The sequence below is a fragment of the Affinundibacterium flavidum genome (assembly GCF_014284175.1).
Taxonomy (GTDB): Bacteria; Pseudomonadota; Gammaproteobacteria; order Burkholderiales; family Burkholderiaceae_D; genus Undibacterium; species Undibacterium flavidum.
In genome coordinates this window covers 136867-162673 of sequence record NZ_JACOGA010000011.1, presented here as the reverse complement: position 1 = coordinate 162673, position 25807 = coordinate 136867, and the positions used below count along the sequence as shown (strand labels likewise).

The 25807-nt window shown below is 44.4% G+C and carries 21 protein-coding genes; 11 read left to right on the top strand and 10 right to left on the bottom strand.

All coding sequences use genetic code 11. From position 1 onward, the window contains the following. Nucleotides 1–59 precede the first annotated feature (59 nt). The 5 genes from H8K55_RS13230 (at nucleotide 60) to H8K55_RS13210 (ending at nucleotide 4601) form a co-directional block, all read left to right on the top strand. Entirely contained in the window at nucleotides 60–668 is a 609-nt protein-coding gene (locus H8K55_RS13230; RefSeq protein WP_186942536.1) for a DUF6882 domain-containing protein, read from the top strand. A gap of 85 nt (nucleotides 669–753) precedes the next feature. Continuing rightward, nucleotides 754–1332: an SAM-dependent methyltransferase gene (locus H8K55_RS13225; RefSeq protein WP_186942535.1), complete on the top strand. Its 579-nt coding sequence runs from the start codon at nucleotides 754–756 to the stop codon at nucleotides 1330–1332. A gap of 276 nt (nucleotides 1333–1608) precedes the next feature. Continuing rightward, nucleotides 1609–2166, top strand: a complete 558-nt coding sequence (locus H8K55_RS13220) for a GbsR/MarR family transcriptional regulator (protein ID WP_230408608.1) — start codon at nucleotides 1609–1611, stop codon at nucleotides 2164–2166. 50 nt (nucleotides 2167–2216) lie between these two features. Beyond that, nucleotides 2217–3557 carry a cytochrome ubiquinol oxidase subunit I gene (locus H8K55_RS13215; protein ID WP_186942533.1) on the top strand — a complete coding sequence of 447 codons (1341 nt, stop codon included), beginning with the start codon at nucleotides 2217–2219 and terminating at the stop codon, nucleotides 3555–3557. A 9-nt stretch (nucleotides 3558–3566) separates the two neighbouring features. Beyond that, entirely contained in the window at nucleotides 3567–4601 is a 1035-nt protein-coding gene (locus H8K55_RS13210) for a cytochrome d ubiquinol oxidase subunit II (protein WP_186942532.1), read from the top strand. A gap of 218 nt (nucleotides 4602–4819) precedes the next feature. Here the strand turns inward: H8K55_RS13210 and H8K55_RS13205 are convergent, their stop codons facing one another. Next, entirely contained in the window at nucleotides 4820–5401 is a 582-nt protein-coding gene (locus tag H8K55_RS13205) for a hypothetical protein (protein WP_186942531.1), read from the bottom strand. Continuing rightward, complete coding sequence (locus tag H8K55_RS13200) at nucleotides 5402–6811, bottom strand: AAA family ATPase (RefSeq protein WP_186942530.1); 1410 nt, start codon at nucleotides 6809–6811, stop codon at nucleotides 5402–5404. A gap of 459 nt (nucleotides 6812–7270) precedes the next feature. Here H8K55_RS13200 and H8K55_RS22060 point away from each other — a divergent pair, with 459 nt between their 5' ends. Further along, nucleotides 7271–7405, top strand: coding sequence for a hypothetical protein (locus H8K55_RS22060; RefSeq protein WP_268978010.1), 135 nt, complete (start codon nucleotides 7271–7273; stop codon nucleotides 7403–7405). Between the two features lie 437 nt (nucleotides 7406–7842). Here the strand turns inward: H8K55_RS22060 and H8K55_RS13195 are convergent, their stop codons facing one another. The 4 genes from H8K55_RS13195 to H8K55_RS13180 all read right to left on the bottom strand — a co-directional run bounded on the left by H8K55_RS13195 (nucleotide 7843) and on the right by H8K55_RS13180 (nucleotide 10215). After that, nucleotides 7843–8274 (bottom strand): ACT domain-containing protein, encoded by a 432-nt coding sequence (locus H8K55_RS13195; RefSeq protein WP_186942529.1) that lies wholly within the window; start codon nucleotides 8272–8274, stop codon nucleotides 7843–7845. A gap of 32 nt (nucleotides 8275–8306) precedes the next feature. Further along, nucleotides 8307–8936 (bottom strand): class I SAM-dependent methyltransferase, encoded by a 630-nt coding sequence (locus tag H8K55_RS13190; protein ID WP_186942528.1) that lies wholly within the window; start codon nucleotides 8934–8936, stop codon nucleotides 8307–8309. Nucleotides 8937–9066: 130 nt separating this feature from the next. After that, nucleotides 9067–9807, bottom strand: coding sequence for a TMEM175 family protein (locus tag H8K55_RS13185; RefSeq protein ID WP_186942527.1), 741 nt, complete (start codon nucleotides 9805–9807; stop codon nucleotides 9067–9069). 54 nt (nucleotides 9808–9861) lie between these two features. Continuing rightward, nucleotides 9862–10215, bottom strand: a complete 354-nt coding sequence (locus tag H8K55_RS13180) for a hypothetical protein (RefSeq protein ID WP_186942526.1) — start codon at nucleotides 10213–10215, stop codon at nucleotides 9862–9864. A gap of 527 nt (nucleotides 10216–10742) precedes the next feature. Here H8K55_RS13180 and H8K55_RS13175 point away from each other — a divergent pair. After that, nucleotides 10743–10946, top strand: coding sequence for a hypothetical protein (locus tag H8K55_RS13175; RefSeq protein ID WP_186942525.1), 204 nt, complete (start codon nucleotides 10743–10745; stop codon nucleotides 10944–10946). 182 nt (nucleotides 10947–11128) lie between these two features. After that, nucleotides 11129–12511, top strand: a complete 1383-nt coding sequence (locus H8K55_RS13170) for a hypothetical protein (protein ID WP_186942524.1) — start codon at nucleotides 11129–11131, stop codon at nucleotides 12509–12511. 831 nt (nucleotides 12512–13342) lie between these two features. Here H8K55_RS13170 and H8K55_RS13165 read toward each other — a convergent pair. Continuing rightward, complete coding sequence (locus H8K55_RS13165; RefSeq protein WP_186942523.1) at nucleotides 13343–14461, bottom strand: PIN domain-containing protein; 1119 nt, start codon at nucleotides 14459–14461, stop codon at nucleotides 13343–13345. Nucleotides 14462–14585: 124 nt separating this feature from the next. Then, nucleotides 14586–18464, bottom strand: a complete 3879-nt coding sequence (gene hrpA, locus H8K55_RS13160; protein ID WP_186942598.1) for an ATP-dependent RNA helicase HrpA — start codon at nucleotides 18462–18464, stop codon at nucleotides 14586–14588. Nucleotides 18465–18719: 255 nt separating this feature from the next. On the opposite strand from hrpA, the gene argA reads away from it, so the two are divergent. Both argA and H8K55_RS13150 read left to right on the top strand, forming a co-directional pair. Then, nucleotides 18720–20030, top strand: coding sequence for an amino-acid N-acetyltransferase (gene argA / locus H8K55_RS13155; RefSeq protein ID WP_186942522.1), 1311 nt, complete (start codon nucleotides 18720–18722; stop codon nucleotides 20028–20030). A 211-nt stretch (nucleotides 20031–20241) separates the two neighbouring features. Then, a complete protein-coding gene (locus H8K55_RS13150; RefSeq protein ID WP_186942521.1) occupies nucleotides 20242–20514 on the top strand; it encodes an oxidative damage protection protein in 273 nt (90 codons plus the stop codon). A 393-nt stretch (nucleotides 20515–20907) separates the two neighbouring features. On the opposite strand, the gene aceB is transcribed toward H8K55_RS13150, so the two are convergent. Continuing rightward, entirely contained in the window at nucleotides 20908–22494 is a 1587-nt protein-coding gene (aceB, locus tag H8K55_RS13145) for a malate synthase A (protein WP_186942520.1), read from the bottom strand. Nucleotides 22495–22935: 441 nt separating this feature from the next. On the opposite strand from aceB, the gene H8K55_RS13140 reads away from it, so the two are divergent. Next, nucleotides 22936–23844 (top strand): LysR family transcriptional regulator, encoded by a 909-nt coding sequence (locus tag H8K55_RS13140; protein WP_186942519.1) that lies wholly within the window; start codon nucleotides 22936–22938, stop codon nucleotides 23842–23844. 155 nt (nucleotides 23845–23999) lie between these two features. On the opposite strand, the gene H8K55_RS22190 is transcribed toward H8K55_RS13140, so the two are convergent. After that, nucleotides 24000–25709 carry a methyl-accepting chemotaxis protein gene (locus tag H8K55_RS22190; RefSeq protein ID WP_186942518.1) on the bottom strand — a complete coding sequence of 570 codons (1710 nt, stop codon included), beginning with the start codon at nucleotides 25707–25709 and terminating at the stop codon, nucleotides 24000–24002. Between the last annotated feature and the right edge of the window lie 98 nt (nucleotides 25710–25807).

Genomic DNA, 25807 nt, shown 5'->3' with positions numbered 1-25807 from the left:
TCCAAAATCATTTACTTAATTGTAAGTTTTTGATTTGTCTAGGTTTTTTATTAGCACCCATGAATACATTCACCGATTTTTTTCGCAAAATTTTCCATCGCCCAAGGCAAACTACGCCAAGTAGCCAGGCCATGAGCTTTGTCGCCAAGGCACACGAAGAAATGCTCGCGCAGCATTTGCAGCATGCGGCAAATTGGAAATATGGCAAAGAAAAAGGCTGGAGCGCTGACATGGAAGCCGGCATCATCGTGTTTCAATTTTCTGGTGAACAGACTGGCACCACACACTTTCAAGTCATCGGCGTGTATAACGAAGCCGATAAGATTTTCAGTTGGGGTTGGGCGCAAAATTCCATTCCCTTGAGTTTGCGATCACATGCCGTCCTCGCGAAGCAATGGGGAAAAACCGAGCAACACCCGTCTTTTCAAACGCACAGCGTACAGTGCAGTATGGAAGATGCTTGGAATTTTGCGGCAGTCACTCGCAAGCTTGCAGGTGCTGCGAGTGTTTATCGTGGCCGCGTTGGCAGCTGCTACTTTTTCATGACCACGGATGAAGTCCAGATTGACGTCAAGTCGACTACAAATGTCAGCCCGACCACGGCAACAGTCAACAATAATCCAACTCAAACACATTGGGCCAAAGGTCGGCAGCAGAACAAATGGTAAGACCGCTCCACCTTAGCAAATCATGCCATTAGCATACAGTTAGCACCCAATTATTTGGCCCTTAGCCTTTACCGCGATTCCCCACATGCTCATCATTACCATCAAACAAGGCAAAGAAAAATCTTTACTCGACAAAGATCCCTGGATTTATCTCTCAGCGATCGAACGCGTCGATGGTAAGTTTCATGAAAAAATGAAATTCGGAGCGACCTGCTTAGTACGTTCATCCAAAGGAGAATTTTTAGCCCGTGCAGGCTGGAGTCCAAAATCACAAATCCGTGCGCGGGTCTGGAGCTTTGATGAATCTGAAGCGGTCGATCATGCGATGTTTAAACGTCGGATTCAAGCTGCACTTGCAAAGCGCTTGCCGCTCAATGCCAAACTAGGTAAGCCGCAGCGTTTAATCAATGCTGAAGAGGATCATCTGCCCGGCTTAGTAGTGGAATACCACGCCATACACGACGGCTTCCTGGCTTGCCAATTTCAAGCTGCGGGTGTCGACGCCTGGAAAGTCGCCATCGTCAAAACCCTGATCGCCGAAACTGGCTGTCCGAATGTGTATGAACATACCGATTATCTGATGCGCAAAGCAGAAGGTTTGTCGGGTGGCGCTGGTGTACTCGCAGGCGATGAGCCACCAGCGGATTTATCGAGCATCCGCTAAGCACTCACAAAACAGACAGTTACCTTAGTACAACAACTGATCGCCTCACCTTCATTATTCCGACATTACATCCAGCGGTTTTTCACTCTGCGATTTCATCTCGCAGAGTGCGCATCAAGCGCATTTCCAGCACCGTCGCCAACATCCTGATGAACTTAGGTAGCGCAGAAGACTGCGCAAATCGGATTTAACTTCAAAATCACGCACAAAAAAACAAGGAAAAAATATTCGTGCTATATTTCCTGAAAATACTGGAAATTCAAACAAGGAAAAATGATGGCTATCAATTCAACAAAAGAAAAATTCATCTCCCATTTTGGTGAAATGGGCAGCCGCTGGGGCATTAATCGCACCGTCGGTCAAATTTATGCCCTCATCTTTCTGAGTGAAAACCCCCTGTGTGCCGACGAGATCGCCGAACAATTGACTTTCTCCCGCTCCAATGTAGGGATGAGCTTAAAAGAATTACAAGCATGGCGCCTGGTTAAGTTAGTGCACATTCCAGGCGAGCGCAGAGAATTTTTTGAAGCCCCCAAAGATGTGTGGGAAATTTTTCGCAACTTAGTGGAAGAACGTCGCCGTCGTGAAGTCGAACCGACGCTCTCCATGTTGCGCGAAGCCTTACTCAAAAACGATGCGACAGAAGATGAGCAATACGCTTTAGGTCGCATTCAACAAATGCACGACTTGATAGAACTCACCAGCGCATGGTTTGACGACGTCGAAAAACTCTCCCCAGAAACTTTGCAAACCTTGATGAAAATGGGCTCTAAGGTGGTCAAGCTGATCGAATTTACTGATCGTCTTCGCTTCGACGGCAAATCCAAAAACTAGCTGTAAGCACACAAAAACATACATACATAAACACCCACCAAGAACTCATCATGTCAGCAGAACTCGCAAGCAGCTTAGACCCGATGTTATTGGCACGCATACAGTTTGCCGCCAATATCAGCTTCCACATTCTTTTCCCTAGCATCAGTATCGCACTTGGTTGGGTACTGGTTTTTTTCAAATGGCGCTATAACCGCACTAAGGCAGAACATTGGCAACGCGCCTACTATTTTTGGATCAAAGTATTTGCCTTGAGTTTTGCCTTAGGTGTGGTGAGTGGCATCACCATGAGTTTTCAATTCGGCACAAACTGGCCCGGCTATATGGAAAAAGTTGGAAACATCGCTGGCCCCTTACTCGCCTATGAAATCTTGACGGCATTTTTCTTAGAAGCGACTTTTCTCGGCATTATGCTGTTCGGTCAAAAACGCGTAGGTGAACGCCTGCACACCATCGCCACAGTGCTCGTCGCTGGCGGCACGACACTATCTGTGTTTTGGATCATTGCTTTGAATTCTTGGATGCACACGCCAGTAGGATTTGAAATGATCAATGGTCAGGCACACGCTACCAACTGGCTGCAAATCATTTTCAATCCGTCCATGCCGTATCGCTTTACGCACATGATGCTGGCCTCTGGTTTGACCGTATCCTTCCTGATCGCGGGCATTAGTAGTTATCGCTATCTGCGTGGTGGTCGCAGCAGCGACATACTGATCGGGATCAAAACTGGTGTCACGCTTGCAGCTGTGTTGATTCCATTACAAATTTTGCTTGGCGATTTGCACGGACTCAATACCCTACAACATCAACCCGCAAAAATCGCAGCGATGGAAGGAATCTGGGAAACTCAAAAAGGCGCGCCTGCAGTTCTATTTGCACTCCCTGATCAAAAAGAAAGAACAAACAAAGCGGAAATCGCCATACCCAAATTAGCCTCGCTTTACCTCACGCATGATGCGAACGGTGAGATCAAAGGACTCAATGATTTTGATGGCAAACATCCACCAGTAGCACCAGTCTTCTTTGCCTTTCGCATCATGGTGGGCGTAGGTCTTTTGATGCTAGGTATTTCTTGGTCAGCGTCATGGTTCGTATGGCGAGCCACAGCCATACCGCGCTTAATTTCACGCGCATTAGTTGCCATGAGTTTTTCTGGTTGGATTGCCTTGCTGGCTGGTTGGTACACCACCGAAATTGGCCGCCAACCCTATCTGGTGCAAGGTGTTCTGACCACGGCAGAAGCAGCGGCCAAAGTACCCGTGCCTATGCTAGCTAGTTCCTTAGCGATGTATTTGACGCTGTATGTATTTCTGATCGTTTCCTACATTTCGGTGGTGTTTTATTTAGCCCGAAAAGCGGATAGCTCGCCGACAGTTGCCATATCTTGAGGATTAACCATGATAACTTCACTTCACCCCGATTTATCCCAACCGGCTGGTTGGTTACCGCTAGCCTTTCTGATCGTCATGGGCTTAGCGATGTTGGCCTATGTAATCCTAGATGGCTATGATCTCGGCGTCGGCATTCTGATGCGCCATGCAGAAGACGCAGAAAAAGACATGATGATCGCTTCCATAGGTCCATTTTGGGATGCCAATGAAACCTGGTTGGTACTAGGTGTCGGCATTTTATTAGTTGCCTTTCCTACGGCCTACGGACAAATACTTGGTGCGCTATATTTGCCGGTCGCGATCATGCTACTGGGTTTAATTCTGCGCGGAGTCGCTTTCGACTTTAGGGTAAAAGCACAAGCGCAAAACAAGCCCGCATGGAATCTCGCCTTCCATCTTGGCTCCATACTCGCCGCCTTTTCACAAGGCTACATGTTGGGCATGCTAGTCATAGGATTTAAATCGAGTTTGTGGAGTTACGCATTTGCTGCATTGATAGGTCTGTGCTTGATGGCGGCCTATAGCCTGCTTGGGGCAAGCTGGTTATTGATGAAATCAGAAGGACAACTGCAAATCAAAGCCGCGACCTGGGCAAGACACAGTTTATGGTTAGCAGGCATCGGTATTGCTACCATCTCCATCGTCACACCATTCGCCAGTCCCAGCATCGCCGAAAAATGGTTTAGCTTTCCCAACTTTATATTGCTATTTCCCATCCCACTCATCACCGCACTCTTATTCTGGTGGATCGATAGAATTCTAAAACGTCTGCCAGCACAATTAGTACAAGACAACCATCGCTGGATTTGGACACCTTTCGCCTGCACGGTGGGTATCTTTTTGTTGGCATTTCACGGCTTGGCGTATAGCTTATTCCCCTACCTCATCATCGATAAAATCACCATCTGGCAAGCAGCTAGTGCGCCAGAATCTTTAATGATTATCTTTATTGGTGCCTGCGTGGTATTACCTGTCATCATCGGATACACAGTAATGGCCTACAGAATTTTTTGGGGTAAAGCGACCCTGCTTGAATATTAAGTTTGTTGGCGCCGTGTTTGAAGAAACCTATTCGTTTGAATAGGTTTTTTTAATTTGGGAGGAGTGACTTTATCGGGTGCAATTCAAGGAAAATTTTGTAGAGCGGGAACAACCCGCGCCGTCAACATGCTAAAAAAAACCGAAAGGTTATTGGATGTTTGAAAAAACATTTGAACTATACACTCTTCAAAAAATTTTCAGCGCGGGTTGCGCTTAACCTACTGGACTGGGAAGTATCTTTCTATGGTCAACATGCGAAATCCAGAAAAAAGATTCTCCGGTAAACTCAATGTTAGTCGATTATTTAAATTGTCCAATAGTCTCGCTATTTCATCTTTCCTACATGGCTGGTCATCATTTGAGTGTGGTGCTATTACTAATAAGGCAAAGGGTTTATTGGTAAATGACAACGGGATATCTACATATCGTACTTTTACCTCACCAAGAATATGCAAACTATCTTTAAATTTCTGTTTTATTTCATCAATGACAGAATCTAAATTGTTCTTGCATAATGTTCGGCAAACCTTCGCTTCTTCGGTCTTTTTTGAAACTACCAATTTTTCTAAGATTTCATTTTCGCCAAGCAGGTTGTGAAACTGTCTTGCAATATCTGAAAACTCAACAAAAGCAATTTTTGTCGTCTCGTCATCAATGTAATCTGCAGCTTTCAATTTATCCAAAGCACATCTTTGTTTAATTCCATTCTCGCCATCCATTTTATAACCGTATTTTTCTAGGGGAGTGGTAACTCGAGCAAACTCATGATCCATTTTTTTATAATGATCTTTAATTTTCATTTACCAAGATCCATTCATCTGCATGTCAAAAAATGATTTACCTAAGTCACTTTTAATACTTGCGATTCTTTTTGGAGGATAGTCCCCAGCGTTAATTGATGTGCCTTCTGATGATAATTGATTTATACCAAAATGCTCAAAGGCCTCATCATGTGGAAGCGAATTCACAATTCCTTCGATGCATTTCATCATATCTATACTATGAGTAGCTATGACAATATTTATGCCGCTTCGACTGAGTTCATATAGAGCCTCCACCATAATTTTCTGCCAAGCAGGATGGAGATTAACTTCAGGTTCATCAATAAATATGTAGCTCCCCTTCGAAATAACGTTCCTCTCTATTAAGAGGCTTATAATTCCTAGGTTGATAATTCCCGTGGCAGTAGTGTGTAAATTTAACTCTTTCCCCGATTGGTTATCGCGAAAGTTAATATCTCCGGATTGGGTGATCAACATTTCCCCATCAATCGAGATATTTATCTTATCTATTACTTCTTTGAAAGAATCAGAACGAAGATTGCTCTTCAGTCGTTCTTGGAGAAGTTCCACAAGATCGTAAAAGTGCCTTGGAACACCGAGTAAACTATCTTGTTTCTTGAAGCGCATAAGATAATTTATCTTTGAAAATTCTCTTGCGCGTTCAAGAGTACTTTTGAGACGCCAATAAATAGGTGACTCAAGATAAACTATATTTGAAAAATCTTGAAGTAAATCGATACCATTCGATTTTAGCTTGAAGTTGACGGTGTCGCCTTCGATACTAATCATTCCTATGGTATCGATTTCGAATGTCGGATTTCTTTCAGGTGGACAGTCAAAATTTCTGAGGCTCGACAAAGATGTCATTTGAAAGTTTTCTTTTAAAGATTCTGTAAACTCTTTTTGTATTTTTGAGACCATCATGACCATAGGTTTTTCAAAAATTTGCTCTAATCCCTTCAAAGAGAATAATATTTGATCTACGTCAGCGCGGATTTTTTCATATTTTTTCTTGGCCGACATTATATTAACTACAAGCTGTAATTTTTCTCTTAAGTTTTGAGTGGATTTAATGAGAAAAACAGAACCTTCGAGTTGGCTTGTGAAGGTATTTTCGCCATATCTTTGAAGTACCATTTCATGCAGGGAGGCACCATCTTCCAATAAGTTTGAGATTAAGGTTGTTTCTTGCATGCTCAATTTGGTTGAATTAAAGACAACCTGTATTCTTGCATTAATTCCTGATACGTTTCTTATCGCCTCTGCAGTAACAAAATCTTTGTTTATAGTACTAAAAAAACTATATAACGCCTTAGTTATGAAGCTTTTTCCAGATGAATTAGTCCCAGCAATGACAGTAAAAGGCCTGATTTGAAGATCAGCCTTTTTTATTTTTCCAAAATCCGACACTTTAATATTTAGTTTCATCTTGCTTACTTTTAGTAAAATTGTTCCAGCCGAAATATGCCATTTCTTGCACATACATTTATTTAAAATAATTTTAAATATAAATTTAATTTTTTAATTTAAAAAATTGATTAATTTAATTAAAAATCAATGCAAATAAATTTTTAATTTCAGATGTTTATAGTAATAATTGAACATTAATAAAAATCTCGTTATGATTTTGCGTCGATAGTACTTTATTCATTAGATTCAAATTTCCCGTCTGAAAGAAAAAATGTAAAAACTATTTTACGGATAAGAAATTCAAGCCACCTAATCAAAGTATTCTACCTTAACCCCGTGAGCATAAGTGCAAGTTTCGATCCAATTAGATTGGATGACACAACACTTTACCGCGCGCAGTCTCATATCCACCCAAAATCGCAGCATTAATCGCCCAAAAATAGTTCCCTATGAAGCTCAGACACACAACGAGTCCCGATGCGCCAAACTACGCGCATCCACATCAATGAGATGATTAAAACGTCCCTGCCAAATCACAATCTGATCGACATCGCCATCGAACCCATGCTGCCCGAGATCGTCGTTTGTGCCATCATCAAAGTAGTCCTCTAGGGTAGCCTAGCCACAGTTATCCCACAAGGATAGACCACGGGCTTAGCTGATTTTTGGTGGGCTGGACTCTACTCCGATATGACCAAGGATTTTACGGATTTCTGCACCGACATTTGATGAGTGCGATGAGGCAGATTTAACCACCGCAGTGCAGGTATAGCAAAGAAAAAACCTAGTAAATTCGCGCGATCAGTTTCGCCGATAGGTAACTTACTGGCGATCGTTTAGTTTTGGCTTGGGCTTCTTGGTTTGCCTCTATTAGCGGCGCAACGGGTGGCATCACCAGATACACGACAATGTCTTACAGAATTTTTTGGGGCAAAGTGACTTTGCTTGAATATTGATTTCTTACTTTGGAAATGGGAATTTTTGCTTGGCCTAAATGTTCAATTTCGATGCTGAATTTCAATGCTCAAGACACGCCGATTACGCTGACGTTAATCAACTCTGATCGGCGCTGATCGGCAATATGGAGTGCTTTGCATCAACTGCAAAACTGCCATCGCCGCTTGCGCCTGTTCCACTGGCACAAAAATATGATCATGAAACACGCCAGCAACCACATTACAACTAATATTCGCCTCACCAAGCGCGGTAGAAAAAGCCGCGGTCAACCCCACAGCTTGCAGATCAGAATGAACATTCAAAGTAATCCACGCTGAGCGAAATATCATCTCAAGCCCCGCGTTTTGCGCTGTGGATTCTTCTAGCACAACAGTCAAACCCTCTTTCTCACGCACCGTAACGATAGGATTCAGCTCTGTGACATCGCGTCCGCCCGGTACCAACGCATAAACATAAACGCCCGGATTTAAAACTGGGTGCATGGAACGGAGGATGTCGGATAAATTAGTAATTGGAGTGCTCATAGGATTCTAAAAATAGCATCATTTGTAAGCAATTACGCTTTCACCGAAGCTGTCAAACAATAAAACACGCCCTGTTTTTTATCTCGCTCACGACTAATCTGTACATCATCGAAATCGGCATCATGCAAAAATTGCGTGACGTCTTCCAAACTATACAGAGCAAAACCATGCGCATGTCCCGGCCATAGTGCCAGATCTTCTTTGGAATTAATGCACAAGACTAGCCGCCCGCCTGGCTGCAAAACACGGCGACATTCTTTTAATCCTGCAATAGCAGACGGCCAAAAATACAGGGTATTCACGCTACAGACTGCAGTGAAGTTAGCATCCGAAAACGGTAGCGCCTCAACATCTGCATATTGTATGTGTGCTCTGCCCGCATCGATGTATGACTTAAATCTGGCCGTCGCATAAGCTACCATTTCGTGTGAAATATCAACACCAGCAACCCTTGCACATAGACCATCGCGCAACACTTTTTCTAATAAATAACCGCTACCAAATCCGACTTCCAGAAGATGAGCTTCAGATTGCAGATGCAGGCATTGCAAAGTCAGGGCATTCATTCCAGCATTATTTTTTTCTAACCAGCGTGCGGTAAAAATGCGACCAAACCAACCACTGGGTTTGGCCAACTGTTGTGCTATAAATTTTTGAAACAAAGTTTTGATATCCTAGAAATGATGGTGTACTTTATTTTCGCGAGATTGACGAAGTTAATCAGACTAGATCAACCACGCCCACTGAGCTGTCTCACTGAGCTGTCTCACTGAGCTGTCTTACTGAGCGGTTTCACTGAGCAGGTTCACTAAGTGCAGGCGTAACAGATGTCGATTGTTTTACTTCTACTTTATGAACTTCAGCAGCGTGCTCAACTTCTCGCTCAAATTCCTGCTTGGCTCTTGTTTGCATACGACGCGACAAGCGACCAAAGATGATCATTCCCAAAAATGCATTGCTACTGAAGATAGGTGCAACGAAAGCGATTCCGATGGCACATAAAGAACACGCCACCAAACCCATTAAACGAAACCGTGATGCTGCAAAAAAGCCCGGCGGTAAACTGCTCCCGAGCTGCGTATTCAAATCGCGCACTGCCAGTAACTGCAACCAGGCCAAAAGCGCTAGCATAATCATATTCCCGGCATACACCGTATGCCCAAGTGCCAAACTACTATGCTGCCCTATCAAGGCACTTGAAAATGGAATCATGCTGGCAAAAAACAGCGAAATAAAATTCAAAAACACCAAGCGCACATTGATGCAGGGTGCATAGTGAAACAAACGATGATGTGCCAACCAAAATATTGCCAACACAAAAAAGCTAATAAACCAACTTAAAAACTTAGGAAATATTTCCCACAATGCTTCCAACAAAGCGGCATTATTTGCTGCCCCATGCAAAGCTTCCGGCACCTTCATCTCCAACACTAAAATAGTCAAGGCCACCGCATACACACCATCGGTAAGTGCTTCCAGTCTGTGCTTCGATAATAATCCGTGCGCGTTTAAATCTTGATTTTGTGCATGCATCGTTAAACTCCACTCGAGGTCAGGATTGAAATAATTATTGACAATTGACGGGGATTATAGAGGGATTTGAATTATTTTCCCATCAAGCGCCAACAAGAGTTGCTTCATCGCTTGACTCAATAGACGTGGCTTGTTTGGATCGGTAAAGGCTTGTACGTACAAGCTTTGCTGATTTTTTCGATAAATTGCATACGCTGTCGGTATCATCGCCATACCATGACCAACATAAGTCATCGTCGATGCCTTTGCTTCATTTCCGCTCGCCAAAGAAAAATGCAGCTCTTTCATACCAGCGCGAATTAAAGTCACAATCTCTTCCGGCATGCCGCTCATTTTTGTCAGTTGCAGTTCCAATTCCGGCCACAAACTTGGCATCAATGTTACGCAAACTAAGGCGCGGTATTTCATTTTGATTTTGTGCGCAAGCCATTGGCGAATCGAGTGCCGCGGCTAATGCTATCAACGTTCCCCAATATTTGATCATAGTAAAACTTTCTAAAATTAAAAATTCGCCGTCATAGCATCGGTTAGCCTCAGCGTAATCGGAGTTAACGTACGAATAAAAACCCCTATTCTATTGAATATATTCGATAGCTTCCAATGACATTTCTTTCATGTTTTGATATTCAAAACACGCCGATTACACTAAGGCTAATCGGCGCTACGCGAGCTAAACCTAGTTCTACGTATCGCCATCCCCGCGAAGACGGGAATCCAGCGGGGTACAAACCAAACGCCGCTGGATCCCCGCCTACGCAGGGATGACATCTCGATTTTTTGAGCTTAACTGAGTGCCAATACGATTGATACTGTTTGTTTTGATGTTGGGGTTGTTTTTGACTTTGACCTTCATCCACTTCTGACACTGCCAATTGTGCAAGACAGAAAATGGATAAAGAAAGTGGCGTTGTTTGAGGTTTAGCAGGGGTTTCGATGTGCATGCACATCGCCTGCGTTACGGTCTTCGCTTGCAAGCGAAGATGCGCCCTGCAAGGGGAGCGAGTTTCGACACTTTCCCATTTTTTGTCTTGCTCAATTGGGAAGCCGAAGGCCAGTGGCAGCGTGGTCGCCTTTCTTTGCTTACTTTCTTTGGCGAAGCAAAGAAAGTGAGTAGTTGTCGGTCTACCACCGACCTGTGAACGATGAGATTGTTTGCAAACGAAAAATTGGATAAGAGTAGGTAACTTGTTTGCAAATAATTGACTATTCCCGCGTGCGCAAAAAAACTTGCCCCCCCTACTTGGCTTGTCAGCAAACATTTATTCTTGTATCGTTTTTGCTTATAGATTGTTTATTTAATTTCCAGCATCTAAGGAAGACGATGTTAAGAAAAATTTTGTTGCGCAGTGTTTTGGGCTTAGTCGTGCTGATTGTCTCGCTAGTACTACTGTTTTTGATTGCGAATTGGCGCGACGACACTTTACGACCAGAAGTGCGGGAGGCGATGCAATGGCAAGCCCCAAAAATCATCGAAGATGACAATGCCTATTTGCTGCTTTTGGGGCTAAACGCAAGGGACACAGTTGATCCTCTTATTCTGGGTAAACGAAAGTTAATTCAGCAAATACAAGATTATGAAAAAAATGGGGTGATAGCGCCCGAGTACAGTGAGCGTGTTGCGGATCCTGATGAAATCGAAATCCTAAAGCCAAAGCTCGAAGTCTGTGACCACACCAATACTCCTGATTGCGTCGCCTTTTATTTGGCGCGCAGTATTGAGAAAGAACGCGAGATTATCAATTCGCACAAGACTTTATTAAAGAATTTTGAGCGTTTGAAAGTAAGTTCCAATTTTCGAGAAATTCATCCACCAACTATCTCTGCAAGCAGCCCAAACTATGCCCCCTATATGTACGCAGCAGAATTGGCACGTATGCAGGCTATTCGATTAATTGCGAATGGAAAACCATCCGAGGGCATCAACGATCTTTTGCAAATAGCGGTATTAACACAGAATATTTTGGAGCATGCTGACACCTTGATTCTGCACACGATCGCACTAGCCAATTTGCAGAAAGATTTGCGCATTTTGGAAGAAGTTTTGCGGCGATTCCCTGAACTGAATTCGGACAGAAAGAACATTGCTAAATACCTGAAGGAACTTTCTCAAGATCCAGTAGGTATCGCCAAGGTATTTAAATTCGAGCGTCAATATGGCTTGCAGATATGGATGAAGATCTATGAATCACAATCCGAAAATGAGCTAGACCGTTGGGAAGACAAGATTCTAAGCTACTTTCAATTGCCAAATGCGACACTTAATACGCTCTACGACTGGAAATCGCTCTGGATTAATGGATTAAAAGAACCACGTGTCAGCTATTCACAAACTAAATTACGCATAGAAGAACAAAGAAAAACACTATTAGGATTTGGTATTGAAAATATTTATTTGCGTAATCCCGTTTCTAAAATATTACTGTTTTTACATGACGAGGGATATGGCGTGCATTTTGAACGGCATGATGACGTGATTGCACAAGCCCATATTCTAGCAATCAAGCTCGAAATACTCGAGCGAGGTATTTCCAAATCTGAAATTCCACAATTTGTGAAAAATCATCCAGCACAACAAGCGATCCAACTCGATGGAAGACCTATCCTTTGGGATGCAGAAAAACAGCAATTGCTATTTGAATTGCGCCAACCGTTTAAGCAAGGCTTTCAAAATGAAAAAATTTATCGAGTGCAATTGCCGTTATAACTCGCGTTCAATCGATTTCGATGGTGAGCCATTGCATGTTTTGATACTCAAAACACTCCGATTACGCTGACGCTAATCGGAGCTACGCGGGCTGAAATTGCTGCCACGCATACTCTGAGTGTGCAGGTCGGGTGTGGCCCGACAGCCAATCACCTTTTTTGCTTCGCCAAAAAAGGTAATCCAAAAAAGGCGACCGTAGACTCGCCCTACGGGTGCTTACGCTACGCTCCAGCATAATTTGTGCATCACAAAAAATGGGAAAGTGTCGAAACTGTTCTTAGGAATGTTCGCTTGCAAGCGAACACCGTTCCGCAGGCGAGGCGCGTGCGCCTCGAATTCCCTGCTACACCTCAAACAACAACACTTTCTTATCCATTTTCTGTGACGCACAAATTACATCGTCTCAAACGGGGGTAAGTCAACAGCAAAGTCAAAAACAACGACCTACAACTAACATTAGAAAATTGCTTGTCCGTCGTTGCTGATTGTTTTGAAGTTGGGATTGTTGTTGCATTTGACTTTAACGCGGTTCCACTTCTGACACTGCCAATTGTGCAGGACAGAAAATGGATAAAGAAAGTGGCGTTGTTTGAGCGAAGCGAGTTTCGACACTTTCCCATTTTTTGTCCTGCACAATTGGGAAGCCGAAGGCCAGTGGCAGCGTGGTCGCCTTTCTTTGCTTACTTTCTTTGGCGAAGCAAAGAAAGTGAGTAGCTGTCGGTCTACCACCGACCTGCGAACGATGAGATTGTTTGCAAACGAAAATTTGAGTAAAAATAGGTGACTTGTTCACGAATAAAATTGGTTATTCTGACGCTAATCGGAGCTACCCTAGCTAATATCATCGAAATCATCAGATAAATCCATTTCTCGATACGACACTATTTCAGTCTTCGCCTCCGACAAATCCAAAAACGCCTCGATATCTATTTCTGCTACGACGGCTTTCTCTTTAATCCCATCATCGTATTCAATAGAAACATGAATTTGACGGGTAGTCACATATCGCTTCATTACTCTGTTTGTCAACAAAAACATATAAGCTTTGTCTTCTGGATCCCAAGGGGATCGTTCATAGTCAGTAATGTCATAGACCATAACCATTTTCAGCGTTACGTCAACTGCATATACGACAAAGTCTTTTGAGACGTCTTCGACTCTCTTTTCGAGAATCTCGCACGTTTCAATTTCAATACCAGTTACCTCAAACTCAACATCATCCATTTCATCGTCGGAAAACTCTACCTCTCGGAACGCTTCTAATACCCTAGCATTAATATCTTCTCTGAGAATTTCGTATATCCCATCCGCGAACTTTGCAGGTTCACTTAATTCTTCACTGTTGCGAACTATAAGATCAATCATTTCACTTACAGTACTTATCGAAATAAGATTGTCATGAAATGAACAATATCTCTTAAAGTCTCCATCGTTGCTAACGATGTAGATCTTATGCCCTCTATGTTTACTGATTCTGTTAAGAGTATCAAGAACAAAGGCATCTGGAAATTCCGCTTTCTTACCAGGGCCGTCAAATGGCGGAGCTTCAGAAAAATATGCGTCAAAAATCGTAGCAATATCAGCACCTGATACAGTAGCAATTTCAACGTTCGGACCAGAAATATATTTATCAAACTGACTTAAGAGTCGCGCAGTTATATCTTCTACAGCGACACGTTCAAAAATTCCAGACCATGGCAGATCAGGAATATTCCTTAGTATCATCGCCTTCTTTGACGCCTCCTTTATCGCTGATATAGAAGCTAAAGCTTTCGCCGAAAGATGCTTTTTCACTTCACGAACGGTGACATCCGTCACCAAGAGATATGCATGATCTGACAGAATGAATTCTTTTAACCTAGCAAGTTCATGTGTCTCAAACTGAAAATTTTTTGCTTCGTATGTATTTGTATCGAGAAAAATCATTCTACTTTGGAGATCGTTTCTCATTTTCAAATTCCTATAAATAACATTTAACTGGCTACGTAAATCATGAATAACGTGGTCATAAAAATAAGAAGCACCAATACTTCACTGCGAGCCAATCACACAATCCATTTTCAATTTTAATTGGTCACCGCAACAAACTCTCCCAAACCTTTTGCAAACGCTTAACCGACACAGGCATGGGTGTCTTCAATTCCTGCGCAAACAAAGACACCCGCAACTCCTCTAACAACCAACGAAACTCAACCAATTTAGGATCAGCATCCACACCCGATCGACGCGGCGTGCGTTGCCACGCTTGCGCAACACTGTTCCACTCGGCGAGCAACTTCGCATCGCGCGCGGGATCGACGCGTAGTTTGTCCATGCGTACTGTGATCGCTTTGAGGTAGCGTGGGTAATGCGCCAACTGAGCGAAATCGACTTCAGCGATGAAGCGTTTTGTGACCAGATTTTGCAGTTGTTGTTGCATGTCGGCTGCCGCTTGCGCATGGGCTTTTAGTCCCTGTAGTTTTTTCGGCAGGCCGTAATATTCGGCCAAAATTAATCCCGCTAAGCGGGCAATTTCGTTGGCCAACAAATTGAGTCTTGCCTTACCTTCATCGCGGCGTTTATTGAATTCGCCGGAATTTTTCGGTAAGGGCGATTGCATGAAAGCGCGATCTAAAGCAGTGGTGACAATTTGTTCGCGTAGTTCTTCTTGCGAGCCTAGCGACATAAATTGCATGCCCATTTGCTGTAGGCCTGGGATGTTTTTTTCTAAGAACTTAACTTGCTCTTTCATCTGCAAGGCGAACAGACGACGTAATCCTGAGTGATGAACGCGTGCAGCTTCATCGGGGTCGTCGAAGACTTCGATGTGGCAGTGGCTTTGTTTGTCGACTAGGGCTGGATAGCCGATTAAGGTTTGTTTGCCTTGTTGGACTTCTAGTAGTTCTGGTAGTTCGTCGAAGGTCCACGCGGTTAGGTTTTCTTGTTGGATTGATGGGGCTTTTGTTTCTGCTTTGCTTGTGAGCGTTGCTGAACTTGACGACGCTGGGTTCCCGCCTTCGCGGGAATGACGGTCAATATTGTTCGTTGTTGCTGAATGTTTTGAGTTATCTAACAACGCCAATTTGTCGGCGCTTGCAATCTTTTGGAAACTCTCACGCGCTTGTGATCCGAACTCAGCGCGTAGTGTGGCGAGGTTTCGCCCCATTTCTAATTGGCGTCCGTGCTCATCAACGATTTTAAAGTTCATCGTCAGATGCGCGGGTAGCTGTTCAAATTTGAAATCGGTGCTCAGGCATTGCAAGCCTTTTTGCTCGCGGATATCGGCGATCAAAGTTTCTAAGAAATTGCCTGTGCCGAAGTCATTGCGTTCACAAAATCCCGCTGCATAATCAGGTAGCGGCACACAATGACGACGGATTTTTTGTGGTAGTGATTTCAGCAATAGCTGCACTTTTTCTTTGAGCATGCCTGGCACTAACCATTCGCAACGATCACTGGAAACTTGATTGAGTGAGAACAAAGGTATCCAGAGTGTGACGCCATCGCGTGGACTGCCCGGTTCAAAATGATACGAGAGCTGCAAACCCACGCCTGAGACTTGCATAGTCTTAGGAAACACGTCGGTGGTAATACCCGCCGCTTCGTGGCGCATTAACTCGTCTTTGTTTAAGTAGAGTAATTTAGGATTGCCCTTAGTCGCTTCTTTGTGCCATTGTTCAAATAAGACTGCGCTGTAGACATCGGCGGGTAAATGTTTGTCGTAGAAAGCAGCGATCAAATGATCATCGACCAGCACGTCTTGGCGGCGTGACTTGTGTTCGATGTTTTCAATTTCGCGTATCAGTTTTTGATTGAAAGCTAAGAACGGCGCACGGGTGTCGAAGTCGCCTTCGACCAGCGCATCACGAATGAAAATTTCACGAGCCTCTTTAGGATGCGTTAAGCCGTACTGTATGCGTCTTTGGCTGTACACGACGAGGCCATATAAAGTCGCGCGTTCAAAACCCGACACTTGGCCCGTGCGTTTTTCCCAACGTGGTTCACCGTAGGATTTTTTGAGTAAATGTCCGCCGACTTTTTCTAGCCACTCTGGTTGTATCTGCGCGAGGCAACGGCCATATAAGCGCGTGGTATCAACCAGCTCTGCTGCCATAATCCACTTACCGGCTTTTTTCGCCATGTAAGAGCCTGGCCAGATATAAAACTTGATGCCGCGTGCGCCTAAATAATGCGAATCTTCTTCGGATTTAAATCCAATATTGCCTAACAAACCCGTCAATAAGGCGAGGTGTAATTGCTCATACGTCGCCGGTGTTTCATTGATACGCCAGCCCTGTTCTTTGACGATAGTCAGCAATTGCGAATGCACTTCACGCCATTCGCGCAGGCGCATTTGACTTAAGAAATTAGTGCGGCAATTGTCTTGTAATTGGCGGTTGGTTTTCTTATGCTCTATCGCGTCTTCAAACCATTTCCAGATTTTGAGATAAGACGTGAATTCAGATTTTTCATCGGCAAACTTTTTGTGTGCTAGGTCCGCTGCAGTCTGCGCATCCATCGGTCGATCACGCGGATCTTGTACCGACAATGCGGCGGCAATAATCAAGACTTCACTTAAAGCTTGATTATCTCGTGCGGCTAAAATCATGCGGCCTACGCGGGGGTCTAACGGCAACTTTGCGAGCTCTTTACCGACTGCGGTCAATTGATTGCTGTCATCCATCGCGCCCAACTCTTGCAAGAGTTGGTAGCCATCGGCAATCGCACGGCCTGGCGGTGGCTCGATAAAGGGGAAACTCTCTACGTCGGTCAGGCGCAAAGATTTCATTCGCAAAATAACGGCGGCTAAGGATGAACGCAGGATTTCGGGTTCGGTAAATGCTGTACGTTGCTTGAATTCTTGTTCATCGTAAAGACGAATACACACGCCAGCAGCGACACGACCGCAACGACCTGCGCGTTGATTGGCTGCGGATTGGGCGATGGCTTCGACTTGTAATTGCTCGACCTTATTGCGATAGCTATAACGCTTCACACGTGCTAAACCAGCATCGACCACATAACGTATGCCAGGTACGGTCAAGGATGTTTCTGCTACATTGGTCGCTAATACGATACGACGTGCATTTGAAATTTTAAAAACGCGTTCTTGCTCTTGCGCCGATAAACGTGCGAACAAAGGCAAAATTTCTACATGCGGTGGATGATGCTTGCGCAGTGCTTCTGCGGCATCGCGAATTTCACGCTCACCCGGCAAAAACACAAGCACATCGCCAGATCCCAAACGACATAATTCATCGACGGCGTCCGTGATCGCGACCATCAGATCACGTTCTTTATCTTTTTCATCCGCTTGAATTGGGCGATAGCGCACTTCTACCGGATACAAACGGCCCGACACTTCTATCACCGGTGCGGCCTTACCATTCTCACCAAAGTGATTGGCGAAGCGTTGGGCGTCAATCGTCGCAGAGGTAATGATGACTTTGAGGTCACGACGTTTGGGCAAAATTTGTTTCAAGTAGCCGAGCAAAAAATCAATATTCAAACTGCGTTCATGCGCTTCGTCAATGATGATGGTGTCGTATTGACGTAGGAGCGGATCGGTCTGCGTTTCTGCCAGCAAAATACCGTCAGTCATTAGCTTGACTGACGCGCCTTTGGTCAAGGTATCGGTAAAGCGAACTTTAAAGCCGACGTGTTCACCCAAAGGCGAATTCAATTCTTGTGCAATCCGCTTGGCTGTAGAAGACGCTGCAATACGACGGGGCTGCGTGTGACCGATCAAGCCTTTTTGGCCGCGACCCAGTTCCAAACAAATTTTAGGCAATTGCGTGGTCTTACCTGAACCGGTTTCACCGCAAACGATGATGACCTGATTTTTCTGCAGCGCTTCGGCGATTTCATCACGCCTGCCTGAGACGGGTAATTCTTCAGGATAAGTAATAACAGGCGGTGGATTACGGAAAGGCAATGCAGGCTCAGGTCGGGTTTCTGGCTTTTTCGGCTGCATGGGTCGTGCGTGTGGCTGCTTAACTGCTTTCACCGCAGGAGGTTTATTTCCTGACTGACTAGCATTTTCAGTATGATTTTGCGGCTTCGCAGGTGTACCAAGCTTTTCCTTTTTCGGGAAATTAGCGGGTTTTGTTGGTTGTTGGCCTGCCTGACGCAGCTTATCGCGCAATTGACGTAGGTCTGAAGCGACTTTTTCCGGAGAATTTGTATTTGTTTTGTTAGATGACATAGTACCTGCGATTATAATTCGTCCATGGAAAATTCTGTTCAATTCGTTCACTGGTTGCGCTCGGTCGCGCCATATATTCATGCCTTCCGTGGAAAGACCTTCGTGGTCGCCTTTCCGGGGGAGCTCGTAGTGGCTGGCGCCCTGCCCGTTTTGGCGCAGGATTTATCGCTATTACATGCGCTCGGGATCAAAATTGTGATCGTGCATGGTTCACGTCCACAGGTTGCTGAGCAACTCGCGCTGCGAAATGTCGAAGGCCGCTTTCATAATGGCATACGCATTACCGATACGGCTGCGCTCGAGTGCTCGAAAGAAGCTGCTGGTGAATTGCGCTTGGATATTGAAGCGGCTTTCAGTCAAGGTTTGCCAAATACACCGATGGCACATGCTGCGATTCGGATTATTTCAGGTAATTTCGTCACGGCTAAACCGATTGGCATAGTTGATGGTGTTGATTTCCAATTGACCGGAACCACCCGTAAAGTCGCGTATGACACGATTGATAGAATTTTAGATGCTGGCAGCTTGGTTTTACTAGGTCCATTAGGGTTTTCACCGACGGGAGAAGCATTTAATTTGACCATGGAAGACGTGGCGGTGTCCGCTGCCAGTGCCCTGCGCGCGGACAAATTAATTTTTATTTCTGAAACGCCGATGTTAGTCGATCAAGACGGCGATGAAATACGCGAGCTATCTTACAAACAGGCTGAAGTTGAATTGGGCAAAGCCTACTTGCCTTCGGACTCCGCTTTTTATCTTGAGCATGCCGTCAAAGCATCACGTGGTGGCGTGCCGAGGATACATATAGTGCCGTACAAAATCGACGGGTCGGCGCTGCTGGAATTGTTTACCCATGATGGCGTAGGCACCATGATTTCTACAGAAAATCTAGAGAGCCTGCGTGAAGCTACCGTCGAAGACGTAGGCGGTATTATTAAATTGATCGAACCACTCGAAGCTGATGGAACTTTGGTGAAACGTGGCCGTGAATTGATAGAACGTGAAATCAATTACTTCTCGGTGATTGAGCATGATGGCGTCATCTTTGGGTGCGCAGCGCTCTATCCTTTCCCTTTCGACAAAATGGGTGAAATGGCATGCCTCACCGTCAATCCCGACGTACAAAGCCAGGGTGATGGCGAACGTATTTTAAAGCACATGGAGAAGCGCGCGCGCCGAGCTGGCTTCCACTCTTTATTCGTGTTAACGACCCGTACAGCACATTGGTTTTTAAAACGTGGTTTTGTCCAAGCCAGTGTTGATGATTTGCCTAAAGACCGTCAAAAAATGTATAACTGGCAGCGTAAATCCTTGGTCTTAATCAAGCAGTTATAGTGCTGGTTCGTACGTAAATGAGGATTCAAACGTATAATCGCAACTGATTAGTCCAGAGACCTCCGCACAAGTGTAGCGAGCAGTCGAAATTTGAGTCGAGAAGCGCAGCTGTACTAAAGCACAGTGCGCATCGCAGGCTCAAAATCCGGCAGCACAGTAGCTTGTGCATGGGACTCTAACCAGATTTTGAATTATTGAAGGAGTATCAATTATGGCCCGCATGGTCCACTGCATTAAATTAGATAAAGAAGCTGAAGGCTTGGATTTCCCTACTTATCCTGGTGAATTGGGTAAGAAGATTTTTGAAAATGTCTCCAAAGAAGCTTGGGCTGCATGGTTAAAACATCAAACAATGTTGGTGAATGAAAACCGTTTAAATCTGGCTGACACCCGTGCCCGTAAATATTTAGCGACACAAATGGAAAAGCATTTCTTCGGTGACGGCGCAGATGCCGCACAAGGTTATGTGCCACCAGCTGACTAAGAAATTCAGTCGCCAACATGAACAAAAAAGCGAGCCTTTTGAGCTCGCTTTTTTGTCGACAATAACGCCTATGTAATTTGTTTTGTCATCTATGTGCGCCTGCTAATAGAAAAAAATAATAGAGACGATAAGAGGGAAAATTCATCGTCAGAATCTTACCCAGAATTGTCTCACAGGCGCTGTCTCCTCGCATCATTGCTTAAACCCAGACTTTCCATTAGGCGCACCTACGGTGCTATTTGCGTGCTGACAGCGCATTTTCGGCCATTTTTGTTGCTCTTCGTTGCCAATAGCCAGCTATTAGCGCCTCATTCGCATCAAAACTGTCTCGAAAAGTGCATCTGTCATCATCGCAAATCCTAATGGAAAATCTGGGTTAAAATTCTTCAAATCTTAGATCTCTTCATACAAGGGCAAAGTCAAGAATTCGGCAAATTCGGCAGAAGTCGACATCTGTTCAAAAATTTGTGCCGCCCGGTCATAAGTTGCGCCATCACCGACAGCTTGCTTCACTTTAACCAGTTCCTCGGTCGTCATTGCTCGCACCATTTCTGTGGTAATTTTGCGACCATCTTCCAAGGTGCCTTTGGCAGAACGTATCCATTGCCATACTTGTGAACGACTAATTTCTGCAGTCGCGGCATCTTCCATCAAATTATGAATCGGCACACAACCGTTGCCCGCCAGCCAAGCACCAAGATAATGAATACCGACATTAATGTTATAACGCAGACCCGCCTCAGTGATCGGCGTCTCTGGTTGGAAGTTCAGCAAGTCTTGTGCATTGACCTCAACATCTGGACGCTTCTTCGCAATTTGATTTGGCGCATCACCCAGCACTTTCTTAAATTCCGCCATCGCTAAATCAACTAATCCTGGATGCGCAACCCAACCACCGTCGTAGCCATCCGTCGCATCACGCGCTTTGTCATTACGTACACCCGCCATGGCGATTTCATTTTTCTCAGGGTCGTTTTTGATCGGAATCAAAGCCGCCATACCACCAATCGCTGGTGCGTTACGCTGATGGCAGGTCTTCAACAATAGCAAGGCATACGAACGCATGAAAGGTGCCGTCATCGTGACTTTAGCGCGATCTGCCAGACAGAAGTCCTGATCATTTTTAAACTTCTTAATGCAAGAAAAAATATAGTCCCAACGACCAGCATTTAAGCCTGAACTATGCTCACTCAGCTCGTACAAAATCTCATCCATCTCAAATGCTGCGACGATAGTTTCGATCAACACAGTGGCTTTAATGGTGCCTTGTGGCAGACCTAATTCATTTTGCGTCATGACGAAAATATCGTTCCACAAACGCGCTTCCAAATGCGATTCCATTTTTGGTAAATAGAAAAATGGCCCCGCGCCACGGGCGATCTGCTCTTTCGCGTTATGGAACATGAATAAAGCAAAATCAAAGATCCCGCCCGACACGCGCTTGCCATCAACCAGCACATGCTTCTCATCAAGATGCCAACCACGCGGACGTACTACCAGGGTCGCAATCTTGTCATTGAGTTGGTAGCGTTTGCCGTTTTGCTCGAGGCTGATAGTCCGACGCACCGCATCCCGCAAGTTAATTTGACCAGTAATTTGATTGTCCCAATTTGGCGTATTGGAATCCTCGAAGTCGGTCATATAGCTATCTGCGCCTGAATTGAGAGCATTGATAATCATTTTACGTTCGACTGGCCCTGTAATTTCTACACGACGGCATTCCAAAGCTTTGGGAATAGGAGCGATGGTCCAATCACCGCTTCGAATATGCGCTGTTTCACTTAAGAAATCTGGACGCTCACCAGCATCCATCCGCGCCGCACGTGCGACACGCGATGCGAGCAATTCTTGGCGACGCACTTCAAATTGTCGACTTAGCTTCGCCACCAATTGCAAAGCATCCAATGTCAATATTTGATCAAATCCCGGCTTGATTTCGCCCGTAATTTGCATGCCTTCAGGTAACTTTAGTTGTGTCATTGCCGCCTCGCTTAAAAATTATCAAAAAAGTAGTAAAAATTCGGTTCAATCATTGCACTGCACAATTTATTCTTTGTAGTTGATTTCTAGCAGTAGAAACGACTGATTTATTCAAAAAATCAAAAATTCTTTTTAAAAAACAAAAAAATGCGCTTAATTTAGATGCAAATGAATACTTGAATCCAAGTATATTCAACATTTATGTGTACATAATATCTCGTTTTATCACAGTATTTTTAACTTTTAATATCAAATAATCCCATATCAACATTTTATTGGTACTATTAGTTAAAAGACTTAAGTCATTTTGTAACGAATCACGGTTCACGCTGCATGCGAGGACATGTGAAGACAAATGTGGCTAGCGACAAAAATGATGTGACACATCGAATAATTAACTAGATTTCTCAAAGAAGAATCGCTTTTTGGCGGAGACATACCATGGACCAATTCAAACAAATTTCCACTTTCGCTGAAGTCGCAACGCGTGGCAGTTTATCGGCGGCGGCGCGTGCCGAAGGCGTGGCGCCAGCGATGATAGGTCGTCGCCTGGACGCATTAGAAGAAAGACTCGACGTTAAACTTTTACAACGCACGACGCGCAAAATCGCCCTGACGATAGAAGGTGCCGCTTTTTTGGAAGATTGCCAACGCATATTGGCTGAATTGGAAGAAGCCGAGACCTCGGTCTCTGAGCGTAGTGCGAAAGCAAGTGGTCAATTAACGATTTCCGCGCCAGCGGGCTTTGGTCGCCAACATGTCGCGCCTCTAATTCCGAATTTCTTAGCTGAACACAAAGAGGTCAAATTGACGCTCAATCTAAATGATCGCGTCGTTGATCTAATAGGTGAAGGCGTTGACGTCGCCATCCGTATCGCAACCTTAACTGATTCAAATCTGATTGGCGTCAAACTGGCGGATAACAAACGCGTAGTAGTCGCCTCGCCAGACTACATTAAACGCTATGGCCGCCCGCAAACTTTAGAAGACCTGCATCATCACAATTGTCTGACATTCAGTAGCGATGGTAGTCAGCGCGGTTGGACTTTTAAGGAGCATGGTAAAAACGTCTTACGTAAAGTTGAAGGAAATATGGTTTGTAATGATGGTGCTGTCTTACATGATTGGGCCTTGTCTGGCAAAGGTCTGGCTTGGCGCTCCATGTGGGAAGTTGGCAGTGAAATCGAAACCGGCAAATTGGTCACCGTATTAGATGAATACAATGCGCCCGGCAACGACATTTATGCCATCTTCGCGCAACGTCGTCATCTGCCACTGCGCATCCGTGCCTTCGTCGATTTCCTCAGAGCTTCTTATAGCAAGGCCAATTATTGGCAGCATAAAATCTAAGCACATTCTTAGATATACAAACCAAATACATAGCCAATTACACAAACCAATAAGAAAAGCGACCTAGGTCGCTTTTTTTACGTCAATGCGAAGCAGTTTTCAACTTCCAAGATCGCTCACAAAAATTACTCTTTCAAATTAAATCAAAATTAAAATCAAAATTCTTCCCAATCTTGACCTGAGGTTTCTTGATTGCTACTCTTGGCAGGCGCTGCAGGGCGATGAGCAATAGACTTCACTGCGGCCTTTTTCGCCGCTGGCTTATTTGCCTTAGCTGGCTTAACAGCCGGTGCATCGTTTAATTGTTGCTGACTTCTATCATTGGCATTCAATTTAAAAATACTCACGGCATGATTTAAATTATTTGCTTGCTCTTGCATACTACCTGCGGCTGCCGCGGCTTCTTCGACCAAAGCAGCATTTTGTTGAACAGCTTCATCCATTTTTGAAATCGCGATATTGACCTGCGCAATACCATCACTTTGTTCAACGCTGGCAGCGGTAATTTCTGCCATGATATCAGCGACACCCTTAATTGAAATAACGATTTCATCCATAGTGTGACCTGCATCGTCGACTAGTTTCGACCCCGTATCCACTTTAGCAACCGAGTCATTAATCAACTCTTTGATTTCTTTCGCCGCACTTGCCGAACGTTGCGCCAAGCTACGCACTTCTGACGCAACCACGGCAAATCCACGCCCTTGTTCACCGGCACGAGCTGCCTCTACCGCCGCGTTCAAGGCCAGGATATTCGTTTGAAAAGCAATGCCATCGATCACGCCAATAATATCAACGATTTTTTTCGAGCTATCTTTGATCGAATTCATCGTATGTACAACGTCACCGACTACCTGTCCGCCTTTGCTTGCAACACTAGAAGCTTTCAATGCCAAGGTATTTGCTTGGCGTGCATTATCTGCATTTTGTTGCACAGTTGAAGTCAATTCTTCCATAGACGAAGCAGTTTCTTCCAAACTTGCAGCTTGATTTTCTGTACGTGCTGACAGATCCATATTGCCGGTCGCTATTTCTTCGGAAGACACAGCGATAGATGAACTGCCCTGTCGCACCGTAGTGACTGTTTGCACCAAATTCTGGCGCATATTTTCAAGGCCACTTAACAACTGCCCCATTTCATCGTTCGATTTTGCTTTGATTTGCTGCGATAAATCACCATTACCAATTGCATCAAACTGCTTTAAGGTGAAATGTAATGGATGCGAAATTGCCGCCAGTAAAAAATAGGCGGATATAGCAACCGCAGTCAGCCCAGCCAAAACACCAAAGATATCAACCCAAGTAAAAATCTTAAATGCGTTCTGATTATCCTTGAGCATTTCTGTCGCTGATTTACTTTGATATTCATTTAAAGTCACCATCTTGTCTGAATAAGTTCTAAATAATGGTGGTAGCACATTCATATTTATATTATCAGCGGCATCTTTATCACCGGTCTTAAGAGCCGCCAACATTGGCAAAAAAGAGTCTTTCAAAAATTTATCCTGAGCAACTTGAACGTCGTCACTAAGACGTTTTTCTTGAGCATCTGCAGGTAAAGCCAAATATTTTTTCCAGTTTGTGTCAGCTTGCTTCAAAAAATCTTCAACGCGCTTGAGGTTTTCCAGTTGGTCACTCGCCTCTGGATGAGCAATCGAACGATCAATCGCCGTGCGTGCCCGCAAAAATGCAACACGAGCATTTCCCAATGACTCCAGTGAAGGCATCTGATTGGTAAATAACTCATTAAAACTTGCATTACTATTTCTTACGCCATAAATCCCCATTAAACCGCCAACGGTTAACATAATTCCCATAACCGCCATAGTGGCAATCAACCTGAACTTGATTGTGACATTAAACATAGAGTTGTCTCCGACTGGATTTCAAATGCGATAAGTAAATCTTGCTTTGCTAACCCGTAAAAATAATGCAGTTGCCTAAAATCAACATTGATTTGGCA

Excerpts from the sequence above, each read along its gene's own strand:
- H8K55_RS13205 (WP_186942531.1), bottom strand. The coding sequence starts at position 5,401 with ATGAAAATTAAAGATCATTATAAAAAAATGGATCATGAGTTTGCTCGA.
- H8K55_RS13185 (WP_186942527.1), bottom strand. The coding sequence starts at position 9,807 with ATGCATGCACAAAATCAAGATTTAAACGCGCACGGATTATTATCGAAG.
- argA (WP_186942522.1), top strand. The coding sequence starts at position 18,720 with ATGGAAAATTCTGTTCAATTCGTTCACTGGTTGCGCTCGGTCGCGCCA.
- H8K55_RS22190 (WP_186942518.1), bottom strand. The coding sequence starts at position 25,709 with ATGTTTAATGTCACAATCAAGTTCAGGTTGATTGCCACTATGGCGGTT.
- H8K55_RS13215 (WP_186942533.1), top strand. The coding sequence starts at position 2,217 with ATGTCAGCAGAACTCGCAAGCAGCTTAGACCCGATGTTATTGGCACGC.
- H8K55_RS13150 (WP_186942521.1), top strand. The coding sequence starts at position 20,242 with ATGGCCCGCATGGTCCACTGCATTAAATTAGATAAAGAAGCTGAAGGC.
- H8K55_RS13180 (WP_186942526.1), bottom strand. The coding sequence starts at position 10,215 with ATGAAATACCGCGCCTTAGTTTGCGTAACATTGATGCCAAGTTTGTGG.
- H8K55_RS13230 (WP_186942536.1), top strand. The coding sequence starts at position 60 with ATGAATACATTCACCGATTTTTTTCGCAAAATTTTCCATCGCCCAAGG.
- aceB (WP_186942520.1), bottom strand. The coding sequence starts at position 22,494 with ATGACACAACTAAAGTTACCTGAAGGCATGCAAATTACGGGCGAAATC.
- H8K55_RS13200 (WP_186942530.1), bottom strand. The coding sequence starts at position 6,811 with ATGAAACTAAATATTAAAGTGTCGGATTTTGGAAAAATAAAAAAGGCT.
- H8K55_RS13220 (WP_230408608.1), top strand. The coding sequence starts at position 1,609 with ATGGCTATCAATTCAACAAAAGAAAAATTCATCTCCCATTTTGGTGAA.
- H8K55_RS13140 (WP_186942519.1), top strand. The coding sequence starts at position 22,936 with ATGGACCAATTCAAACAAATTTCCACTTTCGCTGAAGTCGCAACGCGT.
- H8K55_RS13210 (WP_186942532.1), top strand. The coding sequence starts at position 3,567 with ATGATAACTTCACTTCACCCCGATTTATCCCAACCGGCTGGTTGGTTA.
- H8K55_RS13165 (WP_186942523.1), bottom strand. The coding sequence starts at position 14,461 with ATGAGAAACGATCTCCAAAGTAGAATGATTTTTCTCGATACAAATACA.
- H8K55_RS13225 (WP_186942535.1), top strand. The coding sequence starts at position 754 with ATGCTCATCATTACCATCAAACAAGGCAAAGAAAAATCTTTACTCGAC.
- hrpA (WP_186942598.1), bottom strand. The coding sequence starts at position 18,464 with ATGCAGCCGAAAAAGCCAGAAACCCGACCTGAGCCTGCATTGCCTTTC.
- H8K55_RS13170 (WP_186942524.1), top strand. The coding sequence starts at position 11,129 with ATGTTAAGAAAAATTTTGTTGCGCAGTGTTTTGGGCTTAGTCGTGCTG.
- H8K55_RS22060 (WP_268978010.1), top strand. The coding sequence starts at position 7,271 with ATGCGCCAAACTACGCGCATCCACATCAATGAGATGATTAAAACGTCC.
- H8K55_RS13195 (WP_186942529.1), bottom strand. The coding sequence starts at position 8,274 with ATGAGCACTCCAATTACTAATTTATCCGACATCCTCCGTTCCATGCAC.